Genomic DNA, 24166 nt, shown 5'->3' on the forward strand with positions numbered 1-24166 from the left:
TGGAGGTAGCCCACATTATTCGCCCGCGCCCGGCCGGGGACCAGTGCCGATCACGCGGCTTTGCGCGGTTCCACAGGCCGTCCGTACAGGACGGTGTCGAGGTACGTGAACAGTTCGGCCTCGAATCGCTCTTTCCGGAAAAGCACCGCCTGGCGCCGGGCCGCCCGGGGGTCGAAATGGTCGCTTGAATTATCGAAGCGTTCGACCGCCTCGCACACGGAATCGCAGTTTTGCTCTGAAAAGAACACTCCCGTCGGCTCGGCCGCGGCCCCGAGCGGCCGGACCGTTTCTGTCAGCCCCCCCCGCGCGAACCCGATCACCGGGCACCCGCACGCCTGCGCCTCGAGCGGCACGATCCCGAAGTCCTCCTCGCCGGGAAACAACAGGGCTTTGGCCCGCCGCAGGTGGTCGCGGATGACCTCGTCGGGCTGCCAGCCGAGGAACTGCACGTGCGGCCCGGCGCTCGCTTTGAGCTTCGCGAGGTGCTGGCCGCTGCCGATCACCACGAGCTTCTTGCCCAGCTTCTCGCACGCTTCGATCGCCAGATCGAACCGCTTGTACGGCGCCAGCGCCGACACCACGAGGTAGAAGTCCTCGCGGGGCACCGGAGCGGGGGTGTAAAACTCCGTATCGACCGGCGGGTAGATGACATCGGCGTCGCGGCCGTAACAGTCGCGGATGCGGTCGCGCACGGTGTTGCTGATCGCCACGAAATGCGTTACCCGGTCGGCGGTCCGGCGGTCCCACTCGCGGATACGGCCTAGCAGCGTGTCCACGGCTCTGGCCTTCCATTTGCCAATGAAGCCGTGCGGGCGGAAGTACGCATCCTTCATGTGCCAGGCGTACCGCATCGGGGTGAAGCAGTAGCACACGTGCGGGACGCCCTTGGGAGGCTTTGCCGACTTCGCCACCGCGTGCGACAAGCTCACCACAAGGTCGGCATCGGTGACGCCCCAGCCCGCCGCGAACGGCATCAGTGGGAGCAGGTAGCGGTAGTACCGCTCCACCTTCGGCAGGGCGTTGAGGAAGCTCGGATGAATGCGCGCGGCTTCCACCGCGGCCGGCACCGTACCCTTTTTGTGGATCAGGGTCAGAAGCCTCGCGTCCGGCCAGCGCCGGCAAAGCGGTTCGAGGCACTTCTCACCGCCCCGTGTGCCGGTGAGCCAGTCGTGAACCAGAACCACACGCTCGGGTCGCCCGGCGTCCATGCCGTTTCCCTTCGGAAATGTCCCGGGCCGACCGGGTTCGCGTTTGAAAGAGTCTCGCGGGCGGAAGTCTACCGTACCGCGGGAGCCGCGCGAAGGCGTGTCGCAAAAGGCGGAAACGGTTCACACTTCGCGGGTTGTGTACCGGAGCCGGTTGCTCGATTCGGTCCGGCCGCGTTGCGTGCCGGGAAATTGCGTTGTAAGCTGAATTGCAACACCCGCCGCGTGTTCGGTCGCCTCGCACGGCCGAACGCGACCGGCGCGTTTCTCAGAGACGGTTCAGCCGCCTTGTCGGGGGAATCAGATGGCGTTCACGCTCAACATCGGCAAGTGCAGCCTGCTGGGCAACTACCGCGAAAATAACGAAGACTGCGTCGACGTGAAGGTGTTCCCGGACCTGATCGTGAACATCGTCGCGGACGGGATGGGCGGTCAAGCGGCCGGCGAGATCGCGAGCCGCAAGGCGGTGGACATCATCCCCCGCGAGCTGCGCAAGAACGTGACCCAACACCTGAACCCCGAAGGGGTCAAGAGCACCGTCCGCCGCGCCATCGTGCAGGCGAACGAAGAAATCATGGCGATGGGCGCCCTCGACAAGGACATGAAGAACATGGGCACCACCGTCGTGATGGCGGTCTGGCGCAAGGAAAAGGGGAAGGACCACGAGCTGTTCGTTGCGGGCGTCGGCGACAGCCGGTGCTACCTGGTCCGCAACCGGCGGATCACGCAACTGACCGTCGACCACTCGCTGGCGCAGGCGCTGGTGGAGGCGCGGACCATCAGCCCGGCCGAGGCCAAGGACCACCGGTTCCGCAACGTGCTTTGGAAGTACCTCGGCAGCAAGGAGGTGGGCGAGGGGCCGGACGTTGCGGTGGTGCAACTGCAAGCCGGCGATCGGCTCTTGCTCTGCACCGACGGGCTGACCGGGGTCGTGTCGGACGAAGACCTGGCGGCGTACATCACCAACGCGACCGACATGCAGCAGTGCGCCGAAGGGCTCGGCCAACTCGCACTCGATCAGAACTCCCGCGACAACGTGTCGTGCGTCGTGATCGATGTCGCGGAAGCGTAAACCGTAAGCGCAGTAAAATAGCTTCCTTGCGGACCGGACCTCAAACGGGCCGTTCCGCGAGCATCAGCCAACCGTACACGTTCCCGCCGGCTGCCGGTTGGCCGTCGATACCGAACGAGGCCGTTTCCTTCACGGTGAATCCGGCGGCCGTCAGCACCCGTTGTGCTTCATCTCGGGTGAAGTGGTGCAGCGTCAGCGGAGCGCCGCCGTAAGCCTGAGACATCTCGATGTCGCCTACGGTCGGGCCTCCGAACAACGTGCCCCAGCGCTGGCGGAGCACACGTTTCCAACCGAGCCCGCGGAAGAACCGGTTGTGCGCGTGGAGCACAAACACCCCGCCGGGCTTGAGCGCCCGAAACGCGTTAGCGACAACCTTCGCCCGGTTCTCGGTCCCGCGCACCATTCCAAGGGTGCTGAACAGGCACGCCGCATAATCGAACGAAGCAGCCGGGAACGCGAGCGGCTCCACGAGGTTCGCCCGGAGCCATTCCGTCTTCCCCTCCACCGATGCCGCGTTCGCGCGGGCCTTCGCTAGCATCTCCTCCGACAGATCGACGCCGACACAGTCGAACCCCTTTCGCGCAAAATGAACGCACAGCCGCCCGGTGCCGCACCCCAGATCGAGGAGCCGGCCGGGCGCCGGGAACGCGCGCTCGCAGAACGCCACGTCCGCGGTCGCGAGCGGGGACGTGTGCATCTGGTCGTCGTAGGTCGCGACCATCTCGGCGGCGTGCAGGTAGTCCCACAGCCCGCGATCGACGCCGGGGGGCAGTTGCCAGTCGGGAATCATGTCCGGTATTCCGTGTGCAGTGTTTCGTGTTAGTGGTACGCACGGGGTGGTATTATTCGTACCCCGCATTCGCCACCTGTGCCCCACCGAACACGGAACACCGATGCGTACCACCGACATCCGCGTCCGCGACTTGTACTTCGAGTACGAGGACTTCCGGTACCGCACGCCGATCAAGTTCGGCGGGGTGGCGCTCGGCCGCGTGACGCTCCTGAACGTGCGAATGACCGTTGAAAGTGCCGCGGGCAAGGCCGCGACCGGGTTCGGGTCGATGCCACTGGGCAACGTGTGGGCGTACCCGTCGCGCCTGCTCACCTACGATCAGACGCTCGGCGCGATGCGGTTCCTCGCGTCGCGAATCGCCGACGGCTACCGGCTGTGCGGGCTGAGCGGACACCCGATCGACATCACGCACCAGCTCGAACCGGAACTGCTCCTCGCCGGTAACGACTTCACCGCCATCCACCGGCCGAGCGACCCGGTCCCGAAACTGGCGGTTCTAGTGGTCGCGTCGGCGTTCGACGCCGCCCTCCACGACGCCTACGGCAAACTTCACGGCCTCAACTGCTTCCGCACGTACACGCGCGAGTTCCTGCCCGACGACCTGGGCCACTACCTCGGCGCGGAGTTCAACGGGTTGCACCTCGACGACTTCATCACGCACGAGCCGAAGCCTTCAATGCCGCTGTACCACCTGGTCGGCGCGCTCGACCCGATCACCCCGGAAGACGTCACACAGCCCGTCGGCGACGGGTTGCCGGAACACCTCGCCGAGTGGATCACGCGGGACGGCCTCACGCACCTCAAGATCAAGCTCAACGGCGACGACCTTGGATGGGACGTGGAGCGCTGCGTTCGCATCAACGCCGTCGCCGAAGACGCGCAACGCGCGCGGGGCGTGACGACGTGGTGGTACTCACTCGACTTCAACGAGCGGTGCCAGAACGTCGGATACCTGATCGAGTTCCTTCAGAAGCTCCGGGAGCGCACCCCGGCCGGCTATGACCGCGTGCAGTACGTCGAGCAACCGACCGCGCGGGACCTGAACGCGCACCCCGAGAACAAGATGCACGCCGCGGCGAAGCTCAAGCCGGTGGTGATCGACGAATCGCTGCTCGATCTGGAATCGCTGAAACTGTCGATGGAGATGGGCTACACCGGCGTCGCGTTCAAGGCGTGCAAGGGTCAAACGCAAACGCTGCTGCTCGCCGCTGCGGCGCAAAAGTACGGCCTGTTCCGGTGCGTGCAGGATTTAACGTGTGTGGGGGCGTCGCTGATCCACTCCGCGGGCCTCGCGGCCCACATTCCCGGGGTGGCCGCGATCGAATCGAACGGCCGCCAGTACTGCCCCACAGCGAACGTCGCCTGGGATGCGAAGTTCCCGGGCGTGTTTACCATCACCGGCGGCAGCATGAACACCGCGCTTCTGAACGGCGTGGGCCTCGGCGCGGTGAGTTAGGGCTCCTTCCGCTCGCGGTCGCGGCCGTCGGGTAGCACCTCCCACCCACGCTCCGCATCGGTCAAACGCTCACCGCCGGCGACGGTCAGCGACGCCCGCAGCGCGTCGGGCGTCACGTCATTCAACAGGCGGTGAACCGCGTCGTCCGCGGTCACGACCGCCGGGTGCTTGTACCAACTGCTGATGCCGTTCGGGCTATCGAGCCGGAAGTCCATTGTGTCGAACGCGAGATCGCGGGGCTCCATCCAGTGAACGCCCAGGCCGTTGTTCTCGACGATCAGGATGGTGGAACTGGCGCCGTCGGTCACCTCATCGAACTTCCGCGCACTGGCCCCGGGCCACATCGTGTCCGGCCCGACCACCGCGAGATAGTTGGTCGTTGTGCCGAGCGGCTCCGTGCCGTGAAACGCGAAAAGCTTCGGCATTCGGGGCGCGAGCAGGCAGTTGTTCGGACCGTTCCACGGTTCATCAAACCGATACGCTTTGAAGAGTGGCTCCTGCTCAATGTAAGGCAGGATCAGGGTGCGCCAACTGTGCCACGGCTTGCCGTCCGGCCCGACGACGTAGGCCGGCGGCAGGCGCCCGTTCGTCTCGGCGTAGTTGGCGACCGCCAACCCGAGTTGCTTGAGGTTTCAAAGGTCTGCCATGTTTCGCGCGGCGTTGCGCACCCTCTGAATGCCGTATCCAAGGGCACACAGACCAGCGCCGACCGTTCCGGCGACGGAGAGCGTGACGAACTGGCGCCGTGAGAGCACGGGAGATCCCCCGGTAGTTATGGGGAGAGAACGAACCCCATACTGGCGCCCGTCAGTGGAAATTCCAAGCAAATTCGGAGCTAAGGTTCAGGGCGCGTCGCGGGTTGAAGTTCGTTCATCGACTTGGTAAGCCATCGAGCGGGGCATTCCTCTCGGCCCCCAGGAGTCGGACGCCTAACATGAGCACCCATTTGCCAGGGACCGGCGTCGACGACACGCCCGTCACTGAGCGCGACCTCGTTGAGTACTTCCACGAGGGTTCCAAACCGACACCGGCGTGGCGCGTCGGTGCGGAGTTCGAGAAGTTCGCCCTCGATCGCGGAACGGGACAGCAAATTGGTTTCGACGCGGGCATTGAGGGGGTGCTCCACGCCCTCGCCACGCATTTCGCCTGGGAACCGCACACCGAAGCGGGACGGCTCACGACGCTGACCCGCGGCCGGTCCACGGTTTCCGTCGAACCCGGCGGGCAACTCGAACTCTCGACCGCCCCGACGGCGCGTCTGTCCGAACTGCGGGCCGAGTTCGAAACGCACCTGCACGAGTTGCGGGCCGTGACCGACCCGGCGAAGGTCGCGTGGGTCGCGGCGGGGGTGACGCCGTTCAGCGCGGTGGAGGACATCCCGCTGAACCCGCGCCCCCGGCACCGGCTGATGGCCGAGTACCTGCCGACCCGCTGTCCGCACGGGCTGCACATGATGAAGGCGACCGCGAGCACGCAGGTCACCTTCGACTACAAGAGCGAGGCCGACGCTGGCCGCAAACTTGCGGTCGCGCTCAAACTCGGACCGGTGGTTAACGCGCTGTTCGCCAACGCGCCGCTGTACGCGGGGCGGCGGACGGAGTTCGTGTCGTTCCGGGGGCACATCTGGCACAACATGGACCCCGACCGCAGCGGGCTGCTCACGGACCTGCTCGCGGATGAAATCACGTTCGACCGCTGGGTCCAGTTCGTTCTCGACGTGCCGCTGTTGCTACTCACGGACGGCGAGTCCCTGAAGCCCGCGCCGGGCGCCACGTTCCGGGAGTTCCTGCACAAGGGCATCGACGGCCGGCACCCGACGCGGCACGACTGGGACGTTCACCTCTCGACGGTGTTCACCGAGGCGCGGCTGAAGCGCTTCATGGAGGTGCGCGGCGCCGACGCGACCCCGGCCCCGCTTGTCCTCGCCGTCCCGGCGGTGTGGAAGGGGCTGCTGTACGACGCAGCCGCGCTTGCGGCGGCAACGGATCTGGCCGGAAACTTCACGCCGGAAGAGCTGCGCCCGCTTTCGGAAGCCATTGCGCGCCGGGGGATGCGTGCCGAGCACCGCGGCATCCCGCTCGCCCGCTGGTGCCACGAGGTGACCGCGATCGCGGACACCGGCCTCAAGCGCCAGGGCGAGGATGTGACGTTCCTCGAACCCGTTCGCGAACTGCTCGACGCCGGCCGTTCGCCTGGGGAAATGTGGCCGCGCGGCGGAGACGTCGCTCAACTGCTTGGAGCCGTCGAGTACACCGGCCTGCTGTCGTGAGCCGCACGTTCTGGTGCGGCTCCGCTTAACGCGCCGCCCTTCCCTTCATCCGCTCACGTTCCGATCGCCGGCGGGAGCCGACTCGGCCGAGCGGTCGTACCGCGCACGTGCCGCCTCAATCAGGGTGCGGTTATCGCGTGCCCACTGTCCGAGCGCAAAAATCGGCGCCCGCAGCGACTCGCCGAGATCGGTCAAAGCGTAGTCCACGCGCGGCGGCACGGTTGGGAACACGGTTCGGGAAATGAGCCCGTCCCGCTCCAACCCGCGGAGCGTGAGGGTCAGCATCCGCTGCGACACGCCAGCGAGCGAGCGTTGCAGTTCTTTGAAGCGTTTCGGGCCGTCGGACAGCACGATAACAACCAGCACGGTCCATTTCTCGGCGATCAGCGACAGCAGCTCGGCTCCCGCTTTGCACCCCTCACGCAGTTCGGCGTGGTTGCCCCGCCGCAGGTGCCCTTTCAGCTCCGCGAGTTCCTGATCGGGGGTGGGCACACGCGTGTTACTCTGTTCCATGTCTGTGCCTTCTTGAGACGACCGGCGACACCGGTATCATGCCCACGGCCACTGCGTGATACCAGCCGGACGCCCCGCCCTGTCGGGCGGCGTCGCGGCATTTGGAGCGAACGATGAACGTTCTGCACGTCGATTCCAGTATCCTTGGCGCCCACTCCGTCAGCCGGGCGGTGTCTGCGGCCGTCGTGTCCCGGCTGCGCGAGACGCACCGCGACGCGAACGTGGTCTACCGCGATGTGGCCGCCGCCCCGCTCCCGCAACTCACCGGTTCACTTGCGGCCACGCTCGGCAAGTCAGCGGATCAGGTTCCGTCCGAGGTCGCCCGCGAGGCGGCCGCTTTGCGCCAGGCGCTGGGCGAAGTCCTCGCGGCCGATGTCATCGTTGTGGGGGTGCCGATGTACAACTTCGGCATCCCGAGCCAGCTCAAGACGTGGCTGGACGCGCTGGCCGTTGCCGGGGTCACGTTTCGCTACTCGTCCGCCGGTCCGGAAGGGTTGCTCGGGAGCAAGCGACTGGTCATCGCCTCCTCGCAGGGCGGCTTCTATCGCCCCGGAACGCCCGCTGTGGCGTTCGAGCACCAGGAGAGCCATCTGCGGGCCTTCTTCGCCTTCCTGGGGCTCACCAACGTGCAAGTGGTCCGGGCGGACGGCACCAAGGTATCCGGCGGCGACGAACACGGGCTACCGACGGCGCTCCGGGAGGCAGCCGCGTTGCAGGTCGCGTAACCACGTGCGGGTACGCTCTCCCCACACGTTACGGGTCACGGCTGGGGCGTTATTTCCAGACCGCGACTTGCCCGGTGCGCAGTGACTGGTTCGCCAGGTGCGCACCGGCGGCGGCACCGACACCGGCTTCCGCCGGGCACGCCACTTTCTTCGACCGGTCCCGGATCGTCTCGACCCAGTTTGTGAGGTGCAGCAGCTCGCCGTCGGGCTTGTCGTAGAAGTCCAGCCCTTTCTCACCCGTTCCCAGGACGAGCGACTTGGCCTCGGGCAGTTTCTTACCGCGGTCCGGGATGATCTCGTACCGCCCGCGGTCGAGGTACAGCGTCCCCTCGGTGCCCATGAACTCGCACATCGAGCCGTTCCGGTTGTTGCTGAACGTCCCCTCGAAGTAGACCTGCACCTGCTTGTCGGGGTAGCGCAGGAGCGTCTGAACCGTGTCGGGCGTTTCCCACACGCCTTTCGCGGCAAACCAGTCCCCCACGCTCGCAGCACTCGCCGGGTGATCGAGGTCGAGGAACCAGTGGACCACGTCGAGCCAGTGAACCATCAGGTCGGTGAAGATGCCCCCGCCGAAGTCCCAGAACCAGCGCCACTGGCGGAACTTGTAGGCGTCGAAGTCTTGGGCCTTCGCGGTGCCGAGGAACCGCTTCCAGTCGACCTTGTTCGCGTCGAGCGCTTCCTTGCCGCGCTGGAACCGGTTCGCGTTGCGGTTCCACGTGCAGTGAACCTTGTGGACCTTGCCCACCACGCCGGCCTTGAGGAGCTTGTACGCTTCGAGAATGTGCGTCATGCTCCGCTGCTGGGTGCCCACCTGAACGACCCGCTTGTGCTCGTTCTGGGCCGCGATCACCGCCGCCCCTTCGCTCAAGTCGTGCGTGAGCGGCTTCTCGACGTACACGTCTTTCCCGGCCTTGCACGCGTCCACTGTGAGCGGAACGTGCCAGTGGTCCGGCGCCGCGATCAGCACCGCGTCCACATCTTTGCGGGCGAGCAGTTCCTCGTGTTTGGTGGTGGCGAACGCCTTCGGGTCGGCGAGCTTCTTGCCGGCTTCGAGGTTGTCGGCGAACACGTCACATACTGCGGTAATTGTGACATTCGGCAGCGCCGGGAACGACTTGAGCAGGTGCTTGCACCGCCCTCCGACCCCGATCAGACCGACCCGGAGCGTGTCGTTGGCTGCAAAGCCCCGGGACGTTTCAACCAGAAGCGCGCCGGTGGCGAGCGCGGACGAAGAAAGGAATGTGCGGCGGTGGTGTATGAACATACGGCACCTCAAAGGGAGAAGTGCCGCCACGATAAACGGAAATCACGGGCGGGAAAAGAAAAACCCCCGCGGTGGGCGAGCCGCGGGGGCCGGATGAAGGCGACCCATCCGTTGAACGGGTGAATGAACCGCTGCGGTTATGCGCTCAATGGCCACGAATGAAGCAGCGAACCAACTAAAGACGGTTCGAATCAAATAGCCACAACCAGCAAACGGCCGGCAGTACTTCCCTGGCAAGCGAGTTAATCACACTTAGTACGGGTTGGAACACAAATAGTTTCACCTGATTCCATTTTCGCCCCAAAAAATGAAAGCGCGGGATACAGATGAAAGAAAAATGAGGCGTAATGGAATTTCCGTCTCGCCACCCTCTACATTCCGTTTTTAGCCCCCACTGCCCTCCGGCGAATTGTGCAGCTCAGTTGCCGAATTGTGTTTTGCGCTCGATGGGGAACAGCGAGCGCGACACCAAACTGGTAAAAGCACTTTCGACTACTCGTCAGGAAAGCGTTTGCTCGCGGTCACAACGGGCTTATTGTTCTGACCGAGGACCACGATGGAGGTCGCGGCGCCCGGAGTTGCGTCAACGAGTTTCAGCCCCTGCTCAGGTGGCAGCACGCTAACGGCCTTCGTCATACTGTCGGCCGTGATGCCGTTGGGAGCGATCACCGTTACGCTGCGGCGCCCGGTAAGCCCGACCCCGGTTTTCGGGTCGAGAACGTGCGAGTATCGCACGCCCGCGATCTCCACGAACTGTTCGAGGTCGCCCGAGGTCGAGACCGCGGCGTTGGCGAGTTTCAGCGTGCGCGGCTTCTGGCTCTTCGCGATCGGCGCGATGTCCACCTTCCACGCCTGCTCCCCGGGCGGGGGATCGCCACAGGTGATGTCGCCGTAAGCGGCGACGAGTGCTTGCGTGATGCCGAATTTCTCGCGCAACAGCTTCAACGCCTCGTCCGCGGCGTACCCCTTCGCGATGCCCCCGAGGTCGAGTTGCATTCCCGGGATGGTCAGCCGCACAGTCTTCTTTGTGGTGTCCAGTTTCACCTTCTGGTATCCCACCTTCGCGCGGGCAGCGGCCAGTTCTTTCGCGTCCGGGAACTGTTGGGTCCGGCGCGCGAGACGCCACAACTGCACGACAGGACCGACCGTTACATCGAACGCCCCGTCCGACTTCTTGGATAACTCGTCGGCCTTCTGGAGCACGAAAAAGAGGTCATCGCCGACTGCGACCGGATCGCCCACGTCGGTCGCGAATGCCTTACACAGGAGCGTCAGCTCGCTGTCCTTCTTGTAGTCGCTCATGGTCGCGTCGAGTTGGGCCACGCGCGTAAAGGCCGCGTCGGCAGCTTTTTTCGCAACGGCCTTATCGGTGGCGTAAAGCACGATGCGGAACGTCGTGCCCATGTGCTTCGACTCGAACTCGAAGCGCGACGGCTCGCCCTTCAACACGTTCGCGACGAGGCGAGGGCCTGAGGGCGGGTTGATTTCGCCACCCGGAGCCGCGAACATAAGATGAATCAGCACGCCCGCGACGACGAACTCGCTCATTTTGCGCCTCCGGCCCGTTGACAGCGGCCCTTCCAGTAGGGAATCTAACAGGTATGCCAACCCGACACATCCTCTCCATCGCATTCTGCACCGCGCTGCCGCTCCTGGCGGTCGCGGTGAGCGCGGACGACAAACTGGCCCCCAAACCGTCCAATAAAGTCGCCGAAACGCCCAAGGCCGCCAAACCGGAAGCCGGCAAGAACTACGTCGAGAAGACGAGCGGCTTCAAAATGGTCGTGGACGACCCGGACACCGACCCGCCGAAGACTCACAAGGAGGAGATGAAGGCGCAGTTCGAGATGGTCTGGGTGCCCGGCGGCGAGTTCACGATGGGCAGTCCCGCGGGCGAAGCGGGCCGCGAGGCCACCGAAGGGCCGGCGCACAAGGTGAAGGTCGGCGGCTTCTGGATGGCCAAGTTCGAGTGCGGCTGGGACGAGTTCGACACCTTTTGGTACGACGAGAACTTCCTGAAGGCCGACAACTTGGAGGCCCAGAAGTTCGGGCCGGACGCGGTGACCCGCCCGACCAACGCGTTCGTGGACGCGACCTACGGGCACCCGCGCGACGGGCACCCCGCGCTGTGCATGACGCACCACGCCGCGATGATGTACTGCAACTGGCTTCAAAAGAAGACCGGCCGCGCGTACCGACTGCCCACCGAGGCGGAATGGGAGTACGCCGCCCGCGGCGGTAAGGGCGACACCGCGTACTTCTTCGGCAACGACCCGAAAGGGCTCGCCGACTACGCCTGGTTCAAGGACACCTCCCCGACCGACGACAAGCCCGCGGGCGTGACCCACAAAAGCGGGACCAAGAAGCCGAACCCGTTCGGGCTGTACGACATGTACGGCAACGTGTGGGAGTGGACCCTCGACCAGCACGACCCGAAGGCCTACGAGAAGTTCGCGAAGAACCCGCTTTCGCTCGGTCCGGTAACACTGCCGACCGATGAGAAGTGGGCGCACGTCGTGCGCGGCGGGTCCTGGGCCGATAAAGCCGACCGGTGCCGCAGCGCGGCGCGGCGCGTGTCGGACAAGAGCTGGATGAAGTGGGACCCGCAGGAGCCGCAGAGCATCTGGTGGCTCACCCGCATGGACGTGATCGGGTTCCGCGTCGTACTCGCCGAGAGCGAGCAGCCCGAACTCGTGGGGCTGAAGCCCAAGGTCGTGAAGAAATCGGAGTAGCGTTCGGTGTTTCGCGTTTCGTGTTTGGAATTTAGTGCTCGGCACCGCACTCGCAAGGGCCGTTGGTGTACCAACCGACCACCAGCCACTAAGCACCAAACACATCTCTCCCCGGAGGTCCCATGTCGAACCGTCGTGATTTCCTGAAGGCGTCCGCCGCTGTCGGCGGGGCCGCGAGCGTGAGCGGGCTGGCGAGCGCGTTCGCCGGCGGCGCGAGCGACACGATCAAGGTCGGGCTCATCGGCTGCGGCGGGCGCGGCATGGGGGCCGTCAAGGACATCCTTAATGCCGAGGAGAAGATCAACGGCAACGCCGCCAAGCTCGAGATCGTCGCGGTGGCCGACGCGTTCAAGGACCGGGTCACCAACGCGGTGAAGACCTTCACCAACGAGAAGGGCAAGGACTACGGGCGGTTCGTCAAGCAGGTGAAGATCACCCCGGACACCACCTTCGACGGCCTCGACGCCTACGAGAAGCTCCTCAAGACCGACGTGAACCTGGTGATCCTGGCGACCCCGCCGGGGTTCCGCCCCTACCACCTCGAAGCGGCCGTGCGGGCCGGCAAGAACATCTTCTGCGAGAAGCCGGTCGCGGTGGACGCCACCGGCGCCCGCAAGTGCTACGCGCTGGTCGAGGAGTCGAAGAAGAAGAACATCGCGATCGTCGCCGGCACCCAGCGCCGGCACCAGAAGGGGTACATCGAAACCGTCAAGAAGATCCAGGACGGGGCGATCGGCGAGCTGCGCGCCGCCCGCTGCTCGTGGAACGGCCGCCGCCCGTGGTTCCACGAGCGCCCGGCGGGGATGGCCGACAGCACCTACCAGCTCCGCAACTGGTACCACTACCTGTGGGCGTGCGGCGACCACATCGTCGAGCAGCACGTTCACAACCTGGACGTGATCAACTGGATCGTCGGCGACCACCCGGTCAAGGCGGTCGGGTTCGGCGGCCGCGCTCTCGGGCCGGCGGGCGACCCGAAGAACGTGGGCCAGATCTGGGACCACTTCGCGGTGGAGTACGAGTACAAGAGCGGGCTGCGGCTCTCCAGCTACTGCCGCCACATCCCGGGCGACGACGACGTGTCGGAAACCGTGTACGGCGAGAAGGGCCAGACCTACACCCGCGACGGCGTCTACCAGATCAACAAGCAGCGGTCCGGCTCGGACGACATCTCGGCCTACGTGCAAGAGCACATCGACCTGCTCAACAGCATCCGCGCCGGGCGGCCGCTGAACGAGCTGAAGGACGTGACCGACTCGACGTTCACCGCGATCTTCGGCCGCAACGCGGCCTACTCGTGCCGCACACTGAACTGGGCCGACGCCCTGGCCTCGGCGGAAGACACGATGCCGAAGGACCTCGCGCTGGACAAGCCGCTGGACGCCACCCGCGCCCCGGTCCCGGGCGTGTGGAAGCTGCCCCCGAAGGCCTAAGCGGCAGATAGAAGGCAGAAGAGGGTTCACCGCAGAGGGCACGAGAGGGCGCAGAGAAAACAAAGAGAGTTAAAATGATCTTTGCTTTCTCTGCGCCCTCTCGTGCCCTCTGCGGTGAACCCTCTTCTGTTTGCTTGCTCACTGAGCGAGGCCGAGCACCTTGTCCATCTGCGCGGCGATCTTCTTGAGGTGCTCTTCGCCCCCGCCGCCCACCTCGGCCGTGGCCCAGCCGTCGTAGCCGATCTCGCCCAGGGCCGCGAGCACGTCCGGCCAGTTCTCGTCGCCCTCGCCGATCGCCACCCACTCCTTCGACTTGCTGTACCCCTTGAAGTCGAACTTCAGCATCCGCTTGCCGAGCTTGCGGATCCAGTCCGCGGGCGGTACCCCGTATTTGATCATGTTCGAGCAGTCGAAGTACGCGCCGACGTACTCGCTCTTGAAGTCGTCAACGTACTGGATCAGTTGCTCGGGTTTGGTGATGAAGTTGTTCCACACCACCTCGATCGCGATCTTCACCTTCAGCTTTTCCGCGAGCGGGAGGACCTTTTTCACCTCCGCCTGCGACCGCTCGTAGCACTGCTGGTAAGTCACGTCCTTGTTCACCACACCGGGGACGAGGAGCACCGTGTCGGCGCCGACGGTTTTGGCGTCCTCAAGTGCGCCCCGGAGGGCTTCGAGGCCCTTCGCGCGGATCTTCTCGTCGGGATGAGAAAGCGTGTCGCGCCAGTGGACCGAATCGACCACGCCGTGGATGGCGACCCCGGTTTCCTTGCTCGCCTTCACCAGGGCGTCGAGGTCGCTGGTGCCGGGGCTGTCGATCTCGACGCCCTGAAAGCCACACCGCTTGGCCAGTTCCAGACGCGCCAAGTGGGTGCCGCCCTCGAGCCGAACCATCCCGTACTTGACGGCCTTCTTGAGCTTCGGCTTCTTGACTTCGGTGGCGCACAGGTACGGGCCGGTCAGTGCGGCAGCCGCGACGGCCGTGGTGGTGCGCAGGAAGTCGCGGCGCCCGAGCGGACGGTTCATATGAGTTGCCCTCGGCGAGTAAAAGGGAGGGCGTCCGTTCCGGTGTTGCGGCGGCGGGCGAGTTTCCGGAGCCGCGCCGGCGCTCCGCGCCGGTTCTGCGAATTGTTACGGTTGCGCGAAAAGGACGCAAGAGTTCTGTTGGGAGAAAAACGACCCGCTGCCCGAACCAGTGCTGGCCGTCACGCACGCCATTCTACAGTTGCGGATTGCCCGGGCGCCTCTTCCACTTCCACGCGAAGGACTTCGGGCGTGAAGTTCTCGTTCGTCTTGAGCGACTCCCACAACCGACCCGCGATGTACCGCGCGATCAGTTCCGCCGTGGTGTTTTCGATGGGTAGTAAGATGCAGTCGCCGCGCGGGAACAGCCACTCGCGGTCCTCGTACCGCACCTGCACACACTGGGGGGTAGGGGCGACGCTGATGACCGGGTTGTTGGTCGCCAGCAGCATGTGGTGGTCGAGTTCGTCGGTGATCTCCTTCGTCCGCTTCTTGAGCGCGATGAAGTCGAACACGTAGAAGTCGTCGGGGAGCAGCGGCCCCTCGACCTCGACGGCGCAGCGGTAGTTGTGCCCGTGGAGCCGCTCGCACTGGTGCCCGCGGTAGCTGATAAAGTGCCCGCAGCAGAACACGAGGTGGTCTTTCGTGACGCGGACTTTGAACCGCTCGGTCGGCATGGTTACAACCAGTCGGAGACGTTCCACCGGAACGGGGCGGAAGGAGTCACCATATTCTCCCGCAACGCGACGAACAGGCAAGCGGTGATGAGGTCCGCCGTGGTGCCGGGGTTGAGCCTGTTCCCGTCGCTCCTCAGGTGCCGGTCGAGCGCGACGCCCGCGGCGCGACCGGCAGAGGTTTCGAGGCCGCCGAGCGCGAGCGCCGCCTGCGCCCGGCGCTGAACGTCTTCCGTGACCGCCGCGCCGTTCTTCCGCGCGATGAGCGAATCCGGGTGGGCCGCGAGCCAGCGCAGTTGCGAATCGACGATCGCCGCTTCAACGCTACCAAATTTAGCGAATGCGATCGTGAACGTGGGTACGCCGAAATCGAACACGTCCGCGAAACCGTTGGCGTACTGCCGGGCGATCATGTCGCGTTCGGCGGCCAGTTTCATCGCTTCGAGGAGAGTGACGGTAGGTTCTTCGCGCACGTCCTGCTCCGGCGCGCCGCCGAGCCCGCCGGGGTTCGCAAGCCGGATCGCTTCGTAAACCAGGCGAGTATCGTCCGTCGTCAGCCCTTTGAGAATGTCGGCAACCTGTACCCCGGGACGCATTCCGCTCCATTCCGCGGCGAGCGGAGCGAGCAAGAGGATGATGCCCAGGTTCGTGTTCTGGCCGACGACCGCCTGCGTGCGTTCCACGGCGTCGAAAACCGTAGCTCCGACGGACCGGTTGCCAGCGTGTTGAAGAACTGGCCCGATCACCGCCCCGCTGAGCAGAAAATCGGTAAGGGCCGTGTTCGCGAAATCGGCGCCCCGATGAACGTTCCCGACCTTGCGGGCGCAGGCTTCCCAGATGCAAGCCGTTTGTGCCAACTCACCCGTTGTAAAATCGATCACGTCACCTCTCGGTCACGAACCGCACCACTTCCTTCGCCACATCCACGCCGCACGCGGACGCGAGCGCCTTCCACCCCGGCACCGCGTTCACTTCGATCACGAACAGCTCGCCGTTCGGCCCCGGAAGCAGGTCCACGCCCGCGACCGGGCAACCGACCGCCCGGGCGGCCCGCAACGCGAGAGCGGTTTCGGCTTCGCTCAGCGTCACGTTCTCGGCGGTTCCGCCCTGGGCGACGTTGGTGCGCCAGTCCGCGCCCGCCGTGCGCCGCATACTCGCGATCACGCGATCACCCAAGACGAACGCGCGAAGGTCCCACCCCGGGTGCCGCACGAACTGTTGAAGGTAAATCACCTGGCCCGTTTGCTCCAGCACGCGGAACGTGCGCCACGCGGTTTCGGGATCGGTAATGCGGCACATCCCGCGGCCCTCCGACCCGAACAGCGGCTTCAGAACGACATCACCGCCGAGCGCCGCGAAGTAGGTCATCGCGTCGTCGCTGCGCTGGCACACGGCCGTCGGAGGCGTGTCGATCCCCGCCCGCGCGAGCCGCGCGGTGGTGAGGTACTTATCGACGCACACCTCCACCGCTCGCGGCGGGTTCAGTACCGGTATGCCGCGGGCCGCGCACTCGTGCAACAGGTCCATGCGGAAGACGACCTGTTCCAGCGACCCGGCGGGCATCGTGCGCACCAGGAGGGCGTCGTGTTCCGACAGCGGAACGGACCCGGCGTTCACGCCTGCCGCGAGCGCGCGGAAGTCGAGTGGCGCGGCGGTGTGCCCGAGTTCGGCCGCCGCGCGGACGAGGTCCTGCACGTGCCAGCCGCTGCCGCCGGAAAGAATCGCGATGTTCATTCGCCCAGCCCGAAGGACCGCCGCAAAAGGCCGGGTTCGACGCCGCCGAACTGGTGACACCGGCCGGTCTTCAGGTTGCGGAACTCCACTTCCGCCGGCGAGAACAATAGCGGATCGATCTGGTAGAAGTCGCCTTTGTAGTGCGTAAACACATCCGCGAACGGCTTCCCGTGGTCCTTCGATGACGACGACGGCACCTTCGGCCCCATCCGCTCGAGCACCTCGTCGTCGGCGCGGACCCACAGCACCACCTTCGCGCCGTAAAGGATCGCGTCGTTGGTGCGGCCCATCGCCTGAACGAAGTCCGGCGTGGTGGGCGGCAGCGGCGCGACCCCGTACCCGCTGACGACCTGGGTCACGTCGAACTTGAGTTCGTGGAGCTTGTGCAGCGCCGTCTCGACCGACCGGGCGACGATCTGCGTGGTGCCCGCGAGACTCTGCGTCGGGGCCACCAGCAGCGTGAGGTGCTCGGCCACGAGCGGCAGTTTCGCGACGATGTTGGCGACCACCTCGTCGGTCGGGTGGCGGTCGGTTTCGAGCACCCCGACCGCGAACGGCGACTCCTCCTTGCCCGCGATGTGCTGGAAGATCTCCTCGCGCGCCGACAGGGCGCGCATCGGCCCGGAGCCGTTCGCGTAGAACTTGCCGACCTTCACCTGCCAGCCGGCGTACTGCGACGCCAGGCACGCGCGCACCGGGTCGTCCGTCGTGACCTGGACCGCCGGCCCGCCGAGTTCGGGAATCGGGCACGGGACGTACTCGACTTCGCCCGCGTCGCCCAAGCAGACCCGCGCCATCAGCAGCCCGGCCGCGAGGCTACCGCTGACCGCCCCGCCGCAATCGATGACCCGCGCCCCCGCCACCTTGGCGACGTGAACGCGGAGCCGGGCGGCGTTGCGTTCGACTTCGTCCGCGAGCAGTTGCGCGCGCTCGTTGAGGGTCATAGGGAGTGCTCCGCGAAGAGGCGATCGAGTTCCGCAGCCCGTGATCTTAACCGCTCGCGCACGTCTGCGGGTGTGCTTCCCGTCGCGAAAAAAGTGAGCACCGGCCACCCGGGTTGGATCGCACTGCCCGGGTCGGGAATGTCGGCGAACCCCGGCAGCCGCCACGGATCGAACGCGCCCGCGAGGTCCGCGTCCCACGGCCCCGCGTTCGGAAAGGTGATCGCGTGCGGGGCGTAGTAGATCGCTTTCCCGACGGGCGCACAGCCCCGCGGCGGCGCAACGAAATGAAAGCGGGTGGGGTTCGAGGAAAAACAATCGCGGTGAGTCGGCATGATCGCGGACCGCGTCGCTAATTCGATCACCTCGATCGCCGCGGTATAACGCGGGTTGACCTCGACCGGATGCAAGGAATCGGAGCGTTGAATGAAGTCGAGCCCCCAGCAGCCGCGGACGCCGATGGTCCGGTTGGCATCGAGCGTGTTGATCCAGAGGGCCGCACTTTGGGGCAGTTCGACCGGGCCAATGTTGCCACAATACGCGAACGGCTCGGCGTGCAGCCACGGTTCGCCGATGAGTTGTTGGGTGACGCCGAACAGTTCGGTTCCGTCCGGCCAAAACGGCATTTCGTTCAGGTCGCTCACGAACACCGCGGACATCGGCACGCCTTCGACCCACTCCTGAAAGTAGTGCCGGTCGGACGCGGCTTCGCCCGGTTCCGTGAAGCGGATTCCGATCCCCCCGCCGGACGCGAACGGCTTGCGGAGCCACCGGCCTTCGGTCGGGCACGGTTCACCGCGCGGGACCAGACGCGGGGGCTCGAACCCGGCACGCTGGAGTATCGGGAACAGTTCGAACGGATCGCGAGCGCGGGCCAACACCTCGGGCGGGTTCCCCCACAGCTCGCGCGATTCGGCGAGTCGGGCGATAACGTGCGGGTAATTCTCCAGACCTCCGGTGTAGAGCACCGGCCCCGGAGGGAATTGCATCGCAAGGTCGGGAATCGCGTCCGGGTAGCCGTCCGGCGGGCAGACGGCGCACGCGGAAACGACCCGCTTCAGGTCGCGGTCGGCGAACTGGTCAATTGCCCAAATAAAACGACTGTGAAGCCTGGCTCCGCGGGCGACAGGCGGCGAGGCGAATGTAGAAACGCCTGCGCGGGCCAGCGAATGAACCGCCGCCCGCGCGCTCGAACCGACAACGCCAACAACACCGGTCACCGGTCCGCCACCGGGGTCGGCAGGCCGAAGAACCGCCGCAGGGCCTGAAGCTCGGGGATAATCATCACCCGCATCACGTCCGCGTAGTCGTCGGTCCAGGCGTCCACGCCGTTCAGCTTCACGACCGGCCGGAACCCGTACCCGGTTTCCGCTTGCAGCGCGTCCATGAGAGTCGTGAACGGCCCGTTCCGCCGGATCAGGCCCGCGAACCGCTGCGCCTGCGCGTCGCCGGTTCGCTTGTCCAGGTAGTCCAGGACGGTCTCCTGCTGCTTCGTGAGCGCCTTGTCCAGCAGCGGCCCCAGTTCGGGGTACTTCACCCGAGCGATGCGGATGAGTTGCTCGCTCTGACTGTACTCGCCCATCATGTCGCCGAGTTCGGACGCGATTCGGTCGCCCAGATGCTCGCGTTTGCGGGCCAGTGCGACCCAGCTTGACGCCGTCTTCCCGGGCCGCCCCTCGGCGTTATCGTTCCACACCCGGGCCACGAGGTTGTGGTGCTCGGCGATGGCCGCGACCACCGGCTCCAGTTGCACGAACTTGTTCGAGATGTGCAGCGCCAGGATGCCGTCGTCCGTGAGCCGTTCGAGGTACAGGGCGACCGCCTCGTTGGTCAGCAGGTGGACCGGGATCGAGTCCGAGCTGAACGCGTCCACCAGCAGCAGCGCGTACTTGCGGTCGGTGTCTTCCTTGAGCTTCAGGCGGGCGTCGCCCATCCGGAAATCGATGTCGGCGCCGCGCTTGCGGGCGTCGTCCACGTAGGTGAACGGCCCCATCAGCGGCGCGACGGGCGCCGGCGCGGGCGCCACCTCGTGTTGCGTGACGGGGGCGGTGCCGGCGGGACGGGTCCGCGCCGCTTCTTCGTACTCCTCCTGGGTGTAAACGATGACCCCGCGGTCCTTCATCGGCTCCTTACCGGGGAGACGGTTTTTCAGCTCCGCTTCGTACTCTTCTGGGGTGAAGATGCGGGCGCCCATGCGTTCCGCGTCCTTTCGCACGTCCGGGTCCGCGGTCGGGGCGGCGCCGCGCTCCCGCAGTGCCGTCTCATAGTCCTGCTTCGTGCGCAGGGTGTACATGGGCCCGAGCCGCTCCAGTCGCTTGCGCACCTCGTCGTCGAGCGGAGCTGTTCCGAAGGCCCGCAGGCTCTTTTTGTAAGCCTCCCAGGCTTTCAGCCCCTTCTCGTGTTCCGCGCGTGCCCGGTCGTACTCCTCCTGGGTCAGGATGCGGGCGCCCAGTTTTTCCACCTTGGCGCGTACGTCCGGGTCGGCGATCGGCGCGGAGCCGCGCTCCTTCAAGTCGCTCTCGTTCATCACCTTCCAGGGCGTTTCCACGATCCGCCGCACCGCCGGGTCGATCTCGTAGAACGTGAGCTTTTGGCCGGCGCCGACGTAGCAGGAGGCGCTACCGGTGCCGAGCCCGACCATCGCCACCGGCGCGTTCGCGTCGGCGCCGCCCTTGCGGGTACGCAGCTCCTGGAACATCGCCCCGACCGGCCCGCTCCGGTGGTAGTACGTCAGCGGCTCTTCGCGCGGGTTGAAGCGGAGCTGCGTGCCGAACACCGCGACGTTGTCCCACGGGTTCAGCGCGGTGAGCCGCTGGAACTCGTCCGCCCAGTGCGGGCGGAACGTCTCGTTGATCTGCGTCCCGTGCAGCGTGGTCCCGTGGACGAGCCGCGTGTACTGCCCGCGCTGCTCCACCTTCAAGATGCCGAAGAAGCTCCGCTCCGTGTAAACCACCTTCGCCTCGTCGCTGGCTTCGTCGCGGAAGGTGCTGATGCCCAGGATCGCCGCCACGCACAGGGTGAACCGGAGCGGCCGGTCCACGAAGAAGAAGCACACCATCACCGGAACGGCGTACACGAAGATGTTGTGGACCATGCTGGCGCTGTCGAGCGACAGGGTGCTCGCGATGCTCCGCACGGCCCGGTTGTACCATTCGAACTGGCCGAACTTCAGCATCTGCCAGAACACTAGCCCGATCAGCACCGGCACCACGATGTCGAGCGCCAGAGCGACCTGCCGGTTCTGGTCGAGCAGCCGGACGAACCACCGGCCGGCGGCCGCCAACGGGGACGCCGCCGCCGCAGACGCGCCCACGTCGGGCGCGGTTTTGGCGTCCATGGGCTTTTGGTTCGGAGTACCATCTTCGGACGAGTTCAGCCGCGGCACCATGAGGCACGCGACCAGCAGCACCAGTTTGTACTCGTAGTCCTGCACGAACACGAGCGGGGCGACCAGCGAGTTGAAGATGCCGCCGAGCACGCCGCCGAGCGACATGATGAGGAAGTACGTCGTCAGGTACTGCGGGCTCGGGCGGTCGCGCGCCAGTTCGTAGTGGCACATGAGCGCCGCCGTGAAGAACGTCACGAGGTGCAGCAAAAGGCTGATGCCGACCCGGTTGCCGATCACGCCCGACGTGATCGAGAACACGAGGAGCAGGATCATCACCGGCGCCAGGTTCCCGATCAGCAGCCGGAACCACGGCGGCACCCGGCCGAACGCGATGATGAACGTGACCAGGTACAGTGCCAGCGGCCCGACCCAGAGCAGCGGGATGCTGGCGATGTCGGTGGTCATGTGGAAGGTGACCCCGAGCATGAGGCTGCTCGGGACGAACGCGAGGGCGGTCCACTTCGCCATCCGGCCCCACGACGGGGGCGCCTCGATCGGCGCCGGGGCGGCCTTCACGCCGGTCGCTCCGCCCGGGGCCACCCCGAGCGGGTTCACCGCCGCCTTTCCGCACGCGACGATCAGCGCCGCGAGGCCGACGAACCCGACCGCCCACACCCACGTCTGCCCGCCCTGGGTCAGGTTCGGCTCGATGAAGAGCGGGTAGCCGAGCAGCGAGATCAGGCTGCCGAAGTTGCTCGCGGCGTACAGGAAGTACGGGTCACGGGCCGACGGGTGCCCGGTGTACGTGAACCACTTCTGGAGCAGCGTCGCGGTGGTGGAGCACACGAAGAACGGTATCCCGATGGCCACCGTCATGATCGCCAGCACGCTCAGCACCGGGCTGGAGTCGCCCGACGGGGCCAGCGCCTCGACCACGGCAATGGGCGTGTGCTTCGCGCTGAACAGCGCGGCCAGCACGAACACCGCGACCGGCAGCGCCAGAACCGCGCAGTGAACGGCCCACTGCTTCTTGTGGTCCTTCTGGCGTGTCAGCCGGTCGGCGTAGAGGTAGCCGAGCAGCAACAGCGCCTGGAAGAACACCATGCAGCCGTTCCACACCGCCGGGCTGCCGCCCAGCAGGGGCAGCACCGCCTTGGCGACCATCGGCTGAACCATGAACAGCAGTGACGCGCTCACGAACATCGTGACGGCGAACAGCAGCGGCACGGGTTACTACTCCGGGTTCGGCGGGGCGCGGGCAAGGTTCCTCGAAGTGTATCGAACCCGCGAAGGGGCGAGTAGTTTCGTGTTCATGAGAAGCACGCGGGAGAGTTGCCGAGGTTCCGGAACCCGAAGTCGGGCCACATCCGGCGCACGGCCCGTGAAATCGGGGCCGGGTCTGGCCCGCATAACGGTGCCGGACTTGTTCCCCCGACGCGCACACAGGAATAACCCCGCCAAGGCGTGCAGGCATCCGTTGCCGCCTACCGCTAATACCCGGGCCGGCGGGCCAAGCGGCGGCGGCGCCTTTTGACGGCCGTGCAGTTGCAACATGCCCGTTCACGTGCCAAGGTCATTCCGGAAGAGTCGCAAGTCGGCCGACTCGAAAACATTAACTGAGGGGCTCATGCGAATCGTTCTGGGTTGCGTGGCGGCGCTGGCGTTGTGCGGGTGGACGCGCGCAGACGACAAGGACGAGAAGATCGACGCCAAGAAGCTGGTCGGCAAGTGGACCACAGAGAACAAGGAGCTGGGTGCCAAGCTCATCGTCAACTTCGCAAAGGATGGGAAGCTGGCCATAACGGTCAAGGCAAAGGGTGAGAAAGACGTCCAGATCAAAGGAACATACAAACTGACTGGAAACCAACTGACCATGACAATGGAGGGCGACGGCAAGGAGCACAAGGAAACGCTCACCGTTCTGGAACTGGACGAAGACGACCTTGTGACCAAGGATCCGAAGGGCAACAAGGACACTTACAAACGCGTTGAAGAGGACGACAAGTAAACCTGATACCGCCTTGATCCCCTGGCAACTCGCGAACACGTTCAGAGTGACCGGCGGCCGTTGCGATGCCGGTCACTTCGCATTTCTCGGGTTTGCGTGCCACCGCCGTCCGGTGCCATTAAGGCCGCGGGCGCCGGGACAACTCGGCGCAGCACCGCGAAATGCGGTGACGGAACCGGTTCAAATCAGACTGCTGTGCGAACCGGTTCCGCCGCCGGGTTACTTTCGGATAGTGTGCAGGTTACACGCGTGCGGCAACCTGTGCCCGAATCAACCTTCACCGGACCGGCATCGCGGACCGTCCGCGGCGTAACGCCGCAGCATTCGCTAACTGGACCGGCAGCGGAACCGATGGCCCTTGGCAATCTCCGGCGGAGGCACGTTCTGTCGTCGGGCTACTTTCTGGCTTGCCTGGGGATAAACCGGACAGGCAACCTGTGCCAGATTCTCCCCATCAATTGGTAGGCACCGAAAACCGTCCGCGGCGTAGCGCCGCAGGAACCTCTAACTCTTCAACAATAGAACGCAACCTCCGAGACAGTTTAATCGGGTTCCGCCGTCGGGCTACTTTCCCACCGTGCGTCGCGACCCCGGACGGGGACCACCTGTGGAACAAGGGGCATCGCGCTGACAGGCACTGAGAACCGTCCGCGGCGTAACGCCGCAGGAACCGCTAACTCCGCGACGGCGGAACCGTTCCCACAAACAACACAGGGCGAGCGGCGGTTACTTTCCAACCTGTCACCTCCGGCGCCGGGGTGTCGATTCCTGATCGATGCCCCGACGGCGGCGTGCCTCCGGCACGCTGAACTGGTCGTAACCAGAAACCGCCCGCGGCGTAGCACCGCAGATCAAGCTAACTCGGACCGCTCGCCCCGTGTACCTCGGTGTGGGCTGTAGGGCTACTTTCCTCCTAGGGCATCGTAGGCCGTTGCATACAACCTGTGTGTCCGCAACGGCCTGACGTTCCTGCGATCGGCACTGCGAACCACCCGC

The 24166-nt window shown here is 65.7% G+C and carries 19 protein-coding genes and 1 pseudogene; 7 read left to right on the forward strand and 13 right to left on the reverse strand.

Features of this window, described 5'->3' with window-relative positions; genetic code table 11:
• Nucleotides 1–50: 50 nt before the first annotated feature.
• Nucleotides 51–1208 carry a glycosyltransferase gene (locus GobsT_RS26850; RefSeq protein ID WP_010046563.1) on the reverse strand — a complete coding sequence of 386 codons (1158 nt, stop codon included), beginning with the start codon at nt 1206–1208 and terminating at the stop codon, nt 51–53.
• Nucleotides 1209–1509: 301 nt separating this feature from the next.
• Between GobsT_RS26850 and GobsT_RS26855 the strand changes: the two genes are divergently transcribed.
• The gene (locus GobsT_RS26855) at nt 1510–2277 is read left to right on the forward strand and encodes a PP2C family protein-serine/threonine phosphatase (RefSeq protein WP_010046564.1); all 768 of its coding nucleotides are present in this window, start codon (nt 1510–1512) and stop codon (nt 2275–2277) included.
• A gap of 40 nt (nt 2278–2317) precedes the next feature.
• On the opposite strand, the gene GobsT_RS26860 is transcribed toward GobsT_RS26855, so the two are convergent.
• Nucleotides 2318–3067: a class I SAM-dependent methyltransferase gene (locus GobsT_RS26860; RefSeq protein ID WP_010046565.1), complete on the reverse strand. Its 750-nt coding sequence runs from the start codon at nt 3065–3067 to the stop codon at nt 2318–2320.
• Nucleotides 3068–3170: 103 nt separating this feature from the next.
• Between GobsT_RS26860 and GobsT_RS26865 the strand changes: the two genes are divergently transcribed.
• On the forward strand, nt 3171–4526 hold the full coding sequence (locus GobsT_RS26865; protein WP_010046566.1) for an enolase C-terminal domain-like protein: 1356 nt from the start codon (nt 3171–3173) through the stop codon (nt 4524–4526).
• Here the strand turns inward: GobsT_RS26865 and GobsT_RS26870 are convergent.
• Nucleotides 4523–5146, reverse strand: a pseudogene (locus GobsT_RS26870) (DUF1559 family PulG-like putative transporter); the annotation flags it as partial. The gene GobsT_RS26865 and the pseudogene GobsT_RS26870 overlap by 4 nt on opposite strands.
• A 314-nt stretch (nt 5147–5460) precedes the next feature.
• On the opposite strand from GobsT_RS26870, the gene GobsT_RS26875 reads away from it, so the two are divergent.
• Nucleotides 5461–6795, forward strand: a complete 1335-nt coding sequence (locus tag GobsT_RS26875; protein WP_010046568.1) for a glutamate--cysteine ligase — start codon at nt 5461–5463, stop codon at nt 6793–6795.
• Between the two features lie 45 nt (nt 6796–6840).
• Here the strand turns inward: GobsT_RS26875 and GobsT_RS26880 are convergent, their stop codons facing one another.
• Nucleotides 6841–7308, reverse strand: a complete 468-nt coding sequence (locus GobsT_RS26880) for a winged helix-turn-helix transcriptional regulator (RefSeq protein ID WP_010046570.1) — start codon at nt 7306–7308, stop codon at nt 6841–6843.
• 113 nt (nt 7309–7421) lie between these two features.
• On the opposite strand from GobsT_RS26880, the gene GobsT_RS26885 reads away from it, so the two are divergent.
• Nucleotides 7422–8033, forward strand: coding sequence for an FMN-dependent NADH-azoreductase (locus tag GobsT_RS26885; protein WP_010046571.1), 612 nt, complete (start codon nt 7422–7424; stop codon nt 8031–8033).
• A gap of 49 nt (nt 8034–8082) precedes the next feature.
• On the opposite strand, the gene GobsT_RS26890 is transcribed toward GobsT_RS26885, so the two are convergent.
• A complete protein-coding gene (locus GobsT_RS26890) occupies nt 8083–9297 on the reverse strand; it encodes a Gfo/Idh/MocA family protein (RefSeq protein WP_010046574.1) in 1215 nt (404 codons plus the stop codon).
• A 492-nt stretch (nt 9298–9789) separates the two neighbouring features.
• Nucleotides 9790–10845 carry an FAD:protein FMN transferase gene (locus GobsT_RS26895; protein ID WP_010046576.1) on the reverse strand — a complete coding sequence of 352 codons (1056 nt, stop codon included), beginning with the start codon at nt 10843–10845 and terminating at the stop codon, nt 9790–9792.
• Nucleotides 10846–10898: 53 nt separating this feature from the next.
• Between GobsT_RS26895 and GobsT_RS26900 the strand changes: the two genes are divergently transcribed.
• Nucleotides 10899–12029 (forward strand): formylglycine-generating enzyme family protein, encoded by a 1131-nt coding sequence (locus GobsT_RS26900; protein ID WP_010046582.1) that lies wholly within the window; start codon nt 10899–10901, stop codon nt 12027–12029.
• Nucleotides 12030–12151: 122 nt separating this feature from the next.
• On the forward strand, nt 12152–13462 hold the full coding sequence (locus GobsT_RS26905) for a Gfo/Idh/MocA family protein (RefSeq protein WP_010046584.1): 1311 nt from the start codon (nt 12152–12154) through the stop codon (nt 13460–13462).
• A gap of 138 nt (nt 13463–13600) precedes the next feature.
• On the opposite strand, the gene GobsT_RS26910 is transcribed toward GobsT_RS26905, so the two are convergent.
• From GobsT_RS26910 to GobsT_RS26940, 7 genes are all read right to left on the reverse strand, one after another.
• Nucleotides 13601–14488, reverse strand: coding sequence for a sugar phosphate isomerase/epimerase family protein (locus GobsT_RS26910; RefSeq protein ID WP_010049341.1), 888 nt, complete (start codon nt 14486–14488; stop codon nt 13601–13603).
• Nucleotides 14489–14667: 179 nt separating this feature from the next.
• The gene (locus GobsT_RS26915) at nt 14668–15162 is read right to left on the reverse strand and encodes a 6-pyruvoyl trahydropterin synthase family protein (RefSeq protein WP_010049340.1); all 495 of its coding nucleotides are present in this window, start codon (nt 15160–15162) and stop codon (nt 14668–14670) included.
• A gap of 2 nt (nt 15163–15164) precedes the next feature.
• Complete coding sequence (locus GobsT_RS26920; RefSeq protein WP_010049339.1) at nt 15165–16040, reverse strand: triphosphoribosyl-dephospho-CoA synthase; 876 nt, start codon at nt 16038–16040, stop codon at nt 15165–15167.
• A 1-nt stretch (nt 16041) separates the two neighbouring features.
• On the reverse strand, nt 16042–16893 hold the full coding sequence (locus GobsT_RS26925; RefSeq protein WP_010049338.1) for an ATP-grasp domain-containing protein: 852 nt from the start codon (nt 16891–16893) through the stop codon (nt 16042–16044).
• The gene (gene mch / locus GobsT_RS26930) at nt 16890–17837 is read right to left on the reverse strand and encodes a methenyltetrahydromethanopterin cyclohydrolase (protein WP_010049337.1); all 948 of its coding nucleotides are present in this window, start codon (nt 17835–17837) and stop codon (nt 16890–16892) included. Before mch ends, GobsT_RS26925 begins: the two co-directional genes overlap by 4 nt.
• Nucleotides 17834–18823, reverse strand: a complete 990-nt coding sequence (locus GobsT_RS26935) for an ATP-grasp domain-containing protein (RefSeq protein WP_010049334.1) — start codon at nt 18821–18823, stop codon at nt 17834–17836. Before GobsT_RS26935 ends, mch begins: the two co-directional genes overlap by 4 nt.
• A gap of 227 nt (nt 18824–19050) precedes the next feature.
• Nucleotides 19051–22389, reverse strand: coding sequence for an MFS transporter (locus tag GobsT_RS26940; RefSeq protein ID WP_109570856.1), 3339 nt, complete (start codon nt 22387–22389; stop codon nt 19051–19053).
• A gap of 400 nt (nt 22390–22789) precedes the next feature.
• Here GobsT_RS26940 and GobsT_RS26945 point away from each other — a divergent pair, with 400 nt between their 5' ends.
• The gene (locus GobsT_RS26945; RefSeq protein ID WP_010040285.1) at nt 22790–23170 is read left to right on the forward strand and encodes a TIGR03066 family protein; all 381 of its coding nucleotides are present in this window, start codon (nt 22790–22792) and stop codon (nt 23168–23170) included.
• Nucleotides 23171–24166 lie beyond the last annotated feature (996 nt).

The sequence above is a fragment of the Gemmata obscuriglobus genome, assembly GCF_008065095.1.
GTDB classification, from domain to species: domain Bacteria; phylum Planctomycetota; class Planctomycetia; order Gemmatales; family Gemmataceae; genus Gemmata; species Gemmata obscuriglobus.

Bases quoted from the DNA above. Each gene is read 5' to 3' on its own strand.
- GobsT_RS26850 (WP_010046563.1), bottom strand. From the start codon at position 1,208: ATGGACGCCGGGCGACCCGAGCGTGTGGTTCTGGTTCACGACTGGCTC.
- GobsT_RS26855 (WP_010046564.1), top strand. From the start codon at position 1,510: ATGGCGTTCACGCTCAACATCGGCAAGTGCAGCCTGCTGGGCAACTAC.
- GobsT_RS26860 (WP_010046565.1), bottom strand. From the start codon at position 3,067: ATGATTCCCGACTGGCAACTGCCCCCCGGCGTCGATCGCGGGCTGTGG.
- GobsT_RS26865 (WP_010046566.1), top strand. From the start codon at position 3,171: ATGCGTACCACCGACATCCGCGTCCGCGACTTGTACTTCGAGTACGAG.
- GobsT_RS26875 (WP_010046568.1), top strand. From the start codon at position 5,461: ATGAGCACCCATTTGCCAGGGACCGGCGTCGACGACACGCCCGTCACT.
- GobsT_RS26880 (WP_010046570.1), bottom strand. From the start codon at position 7,308: ATGGAACAGAGTAACACGCGTGTGCCCACCCCCGATCAGGAACTCGCG.
- GobsT_RS26885 (WP_010046571.1), top strand. From the start codon at position 7,422: ATGAACGTTCTGCACGTCGATTCCAGTATCCTTGGCGCCCACTCCGTC.
- GobsT_RS26890 (WP_010046574.1), bottom strand. From the start codon at position 9,297: ATGTTCATACACCACCGCCGCACATTCCTTTCTTCGTCCGCGCTCGCC.
- GobsT_RS26895 (WP_010046576.1), bottom strand. From the start codon at position 10,845: ATGAGCGAGTTCGTCGTCGCGGGCGTGCTGATTCATCTTATGTTCGCG.
- GobsT_RS26900 (WP_010046582.1), top strand. From the start codon at position 10,899: ATGCCAACCCGACACATCCTCTCCATCGCATTCTGCACCGCGCTGCCG.
- GobsT_RS26905 (WP_010046584.1), top strand. From the start codon at position 12,152: ATGTCGAACCGTCGTGATTTCCTGAAGGCGTCCGCCGCTGTCGGCGGG.
- GobsT_RS26910 (WP_010049341.1), bottom strand. From the start codon at position 14,488: ATGAACCGTCCGCTCGGGCGCCGCGACTTCCTGCGCACCACCACGGCC.
- GobsT_RS26915 (WP_010049340.1), bottom strand. From the start codon at position 15,162: ATGCCGACCGAGCGGTTCAAAGTCCGCGTCACGAAAGACCACCTCGTG.
- GobsT_RS26925 (WP_010049338.1), bottom strand. From the start codon at position 16,893: ATGAACATCGCGATTCTTTCCGGCGGCAGCGGCTGGCACGTGCAGGAC.
- mch (WP_010049337.1), bottom strand. From the start codon at position 17,837: ATGACCCTCAACGAGCGCGCGCAACTGCTCGCGGACGAAGTCGAACGC.
- GobsT_RS26935 (WP_010049334.1), bottom strand. From the start codon at position 18,823: ATGCAATTCCCTCCGGGGCCGGTGCTCTACACCGGAGGTCTGGAGAAT.
- GobsT_RS26945 (WP_010040285.1), top strand. From the start codon at position 22,790: ATGCGAATCGTTCTGGGTTGCGTGGCGGCGCTGGCGTTGTGCGGGTGG.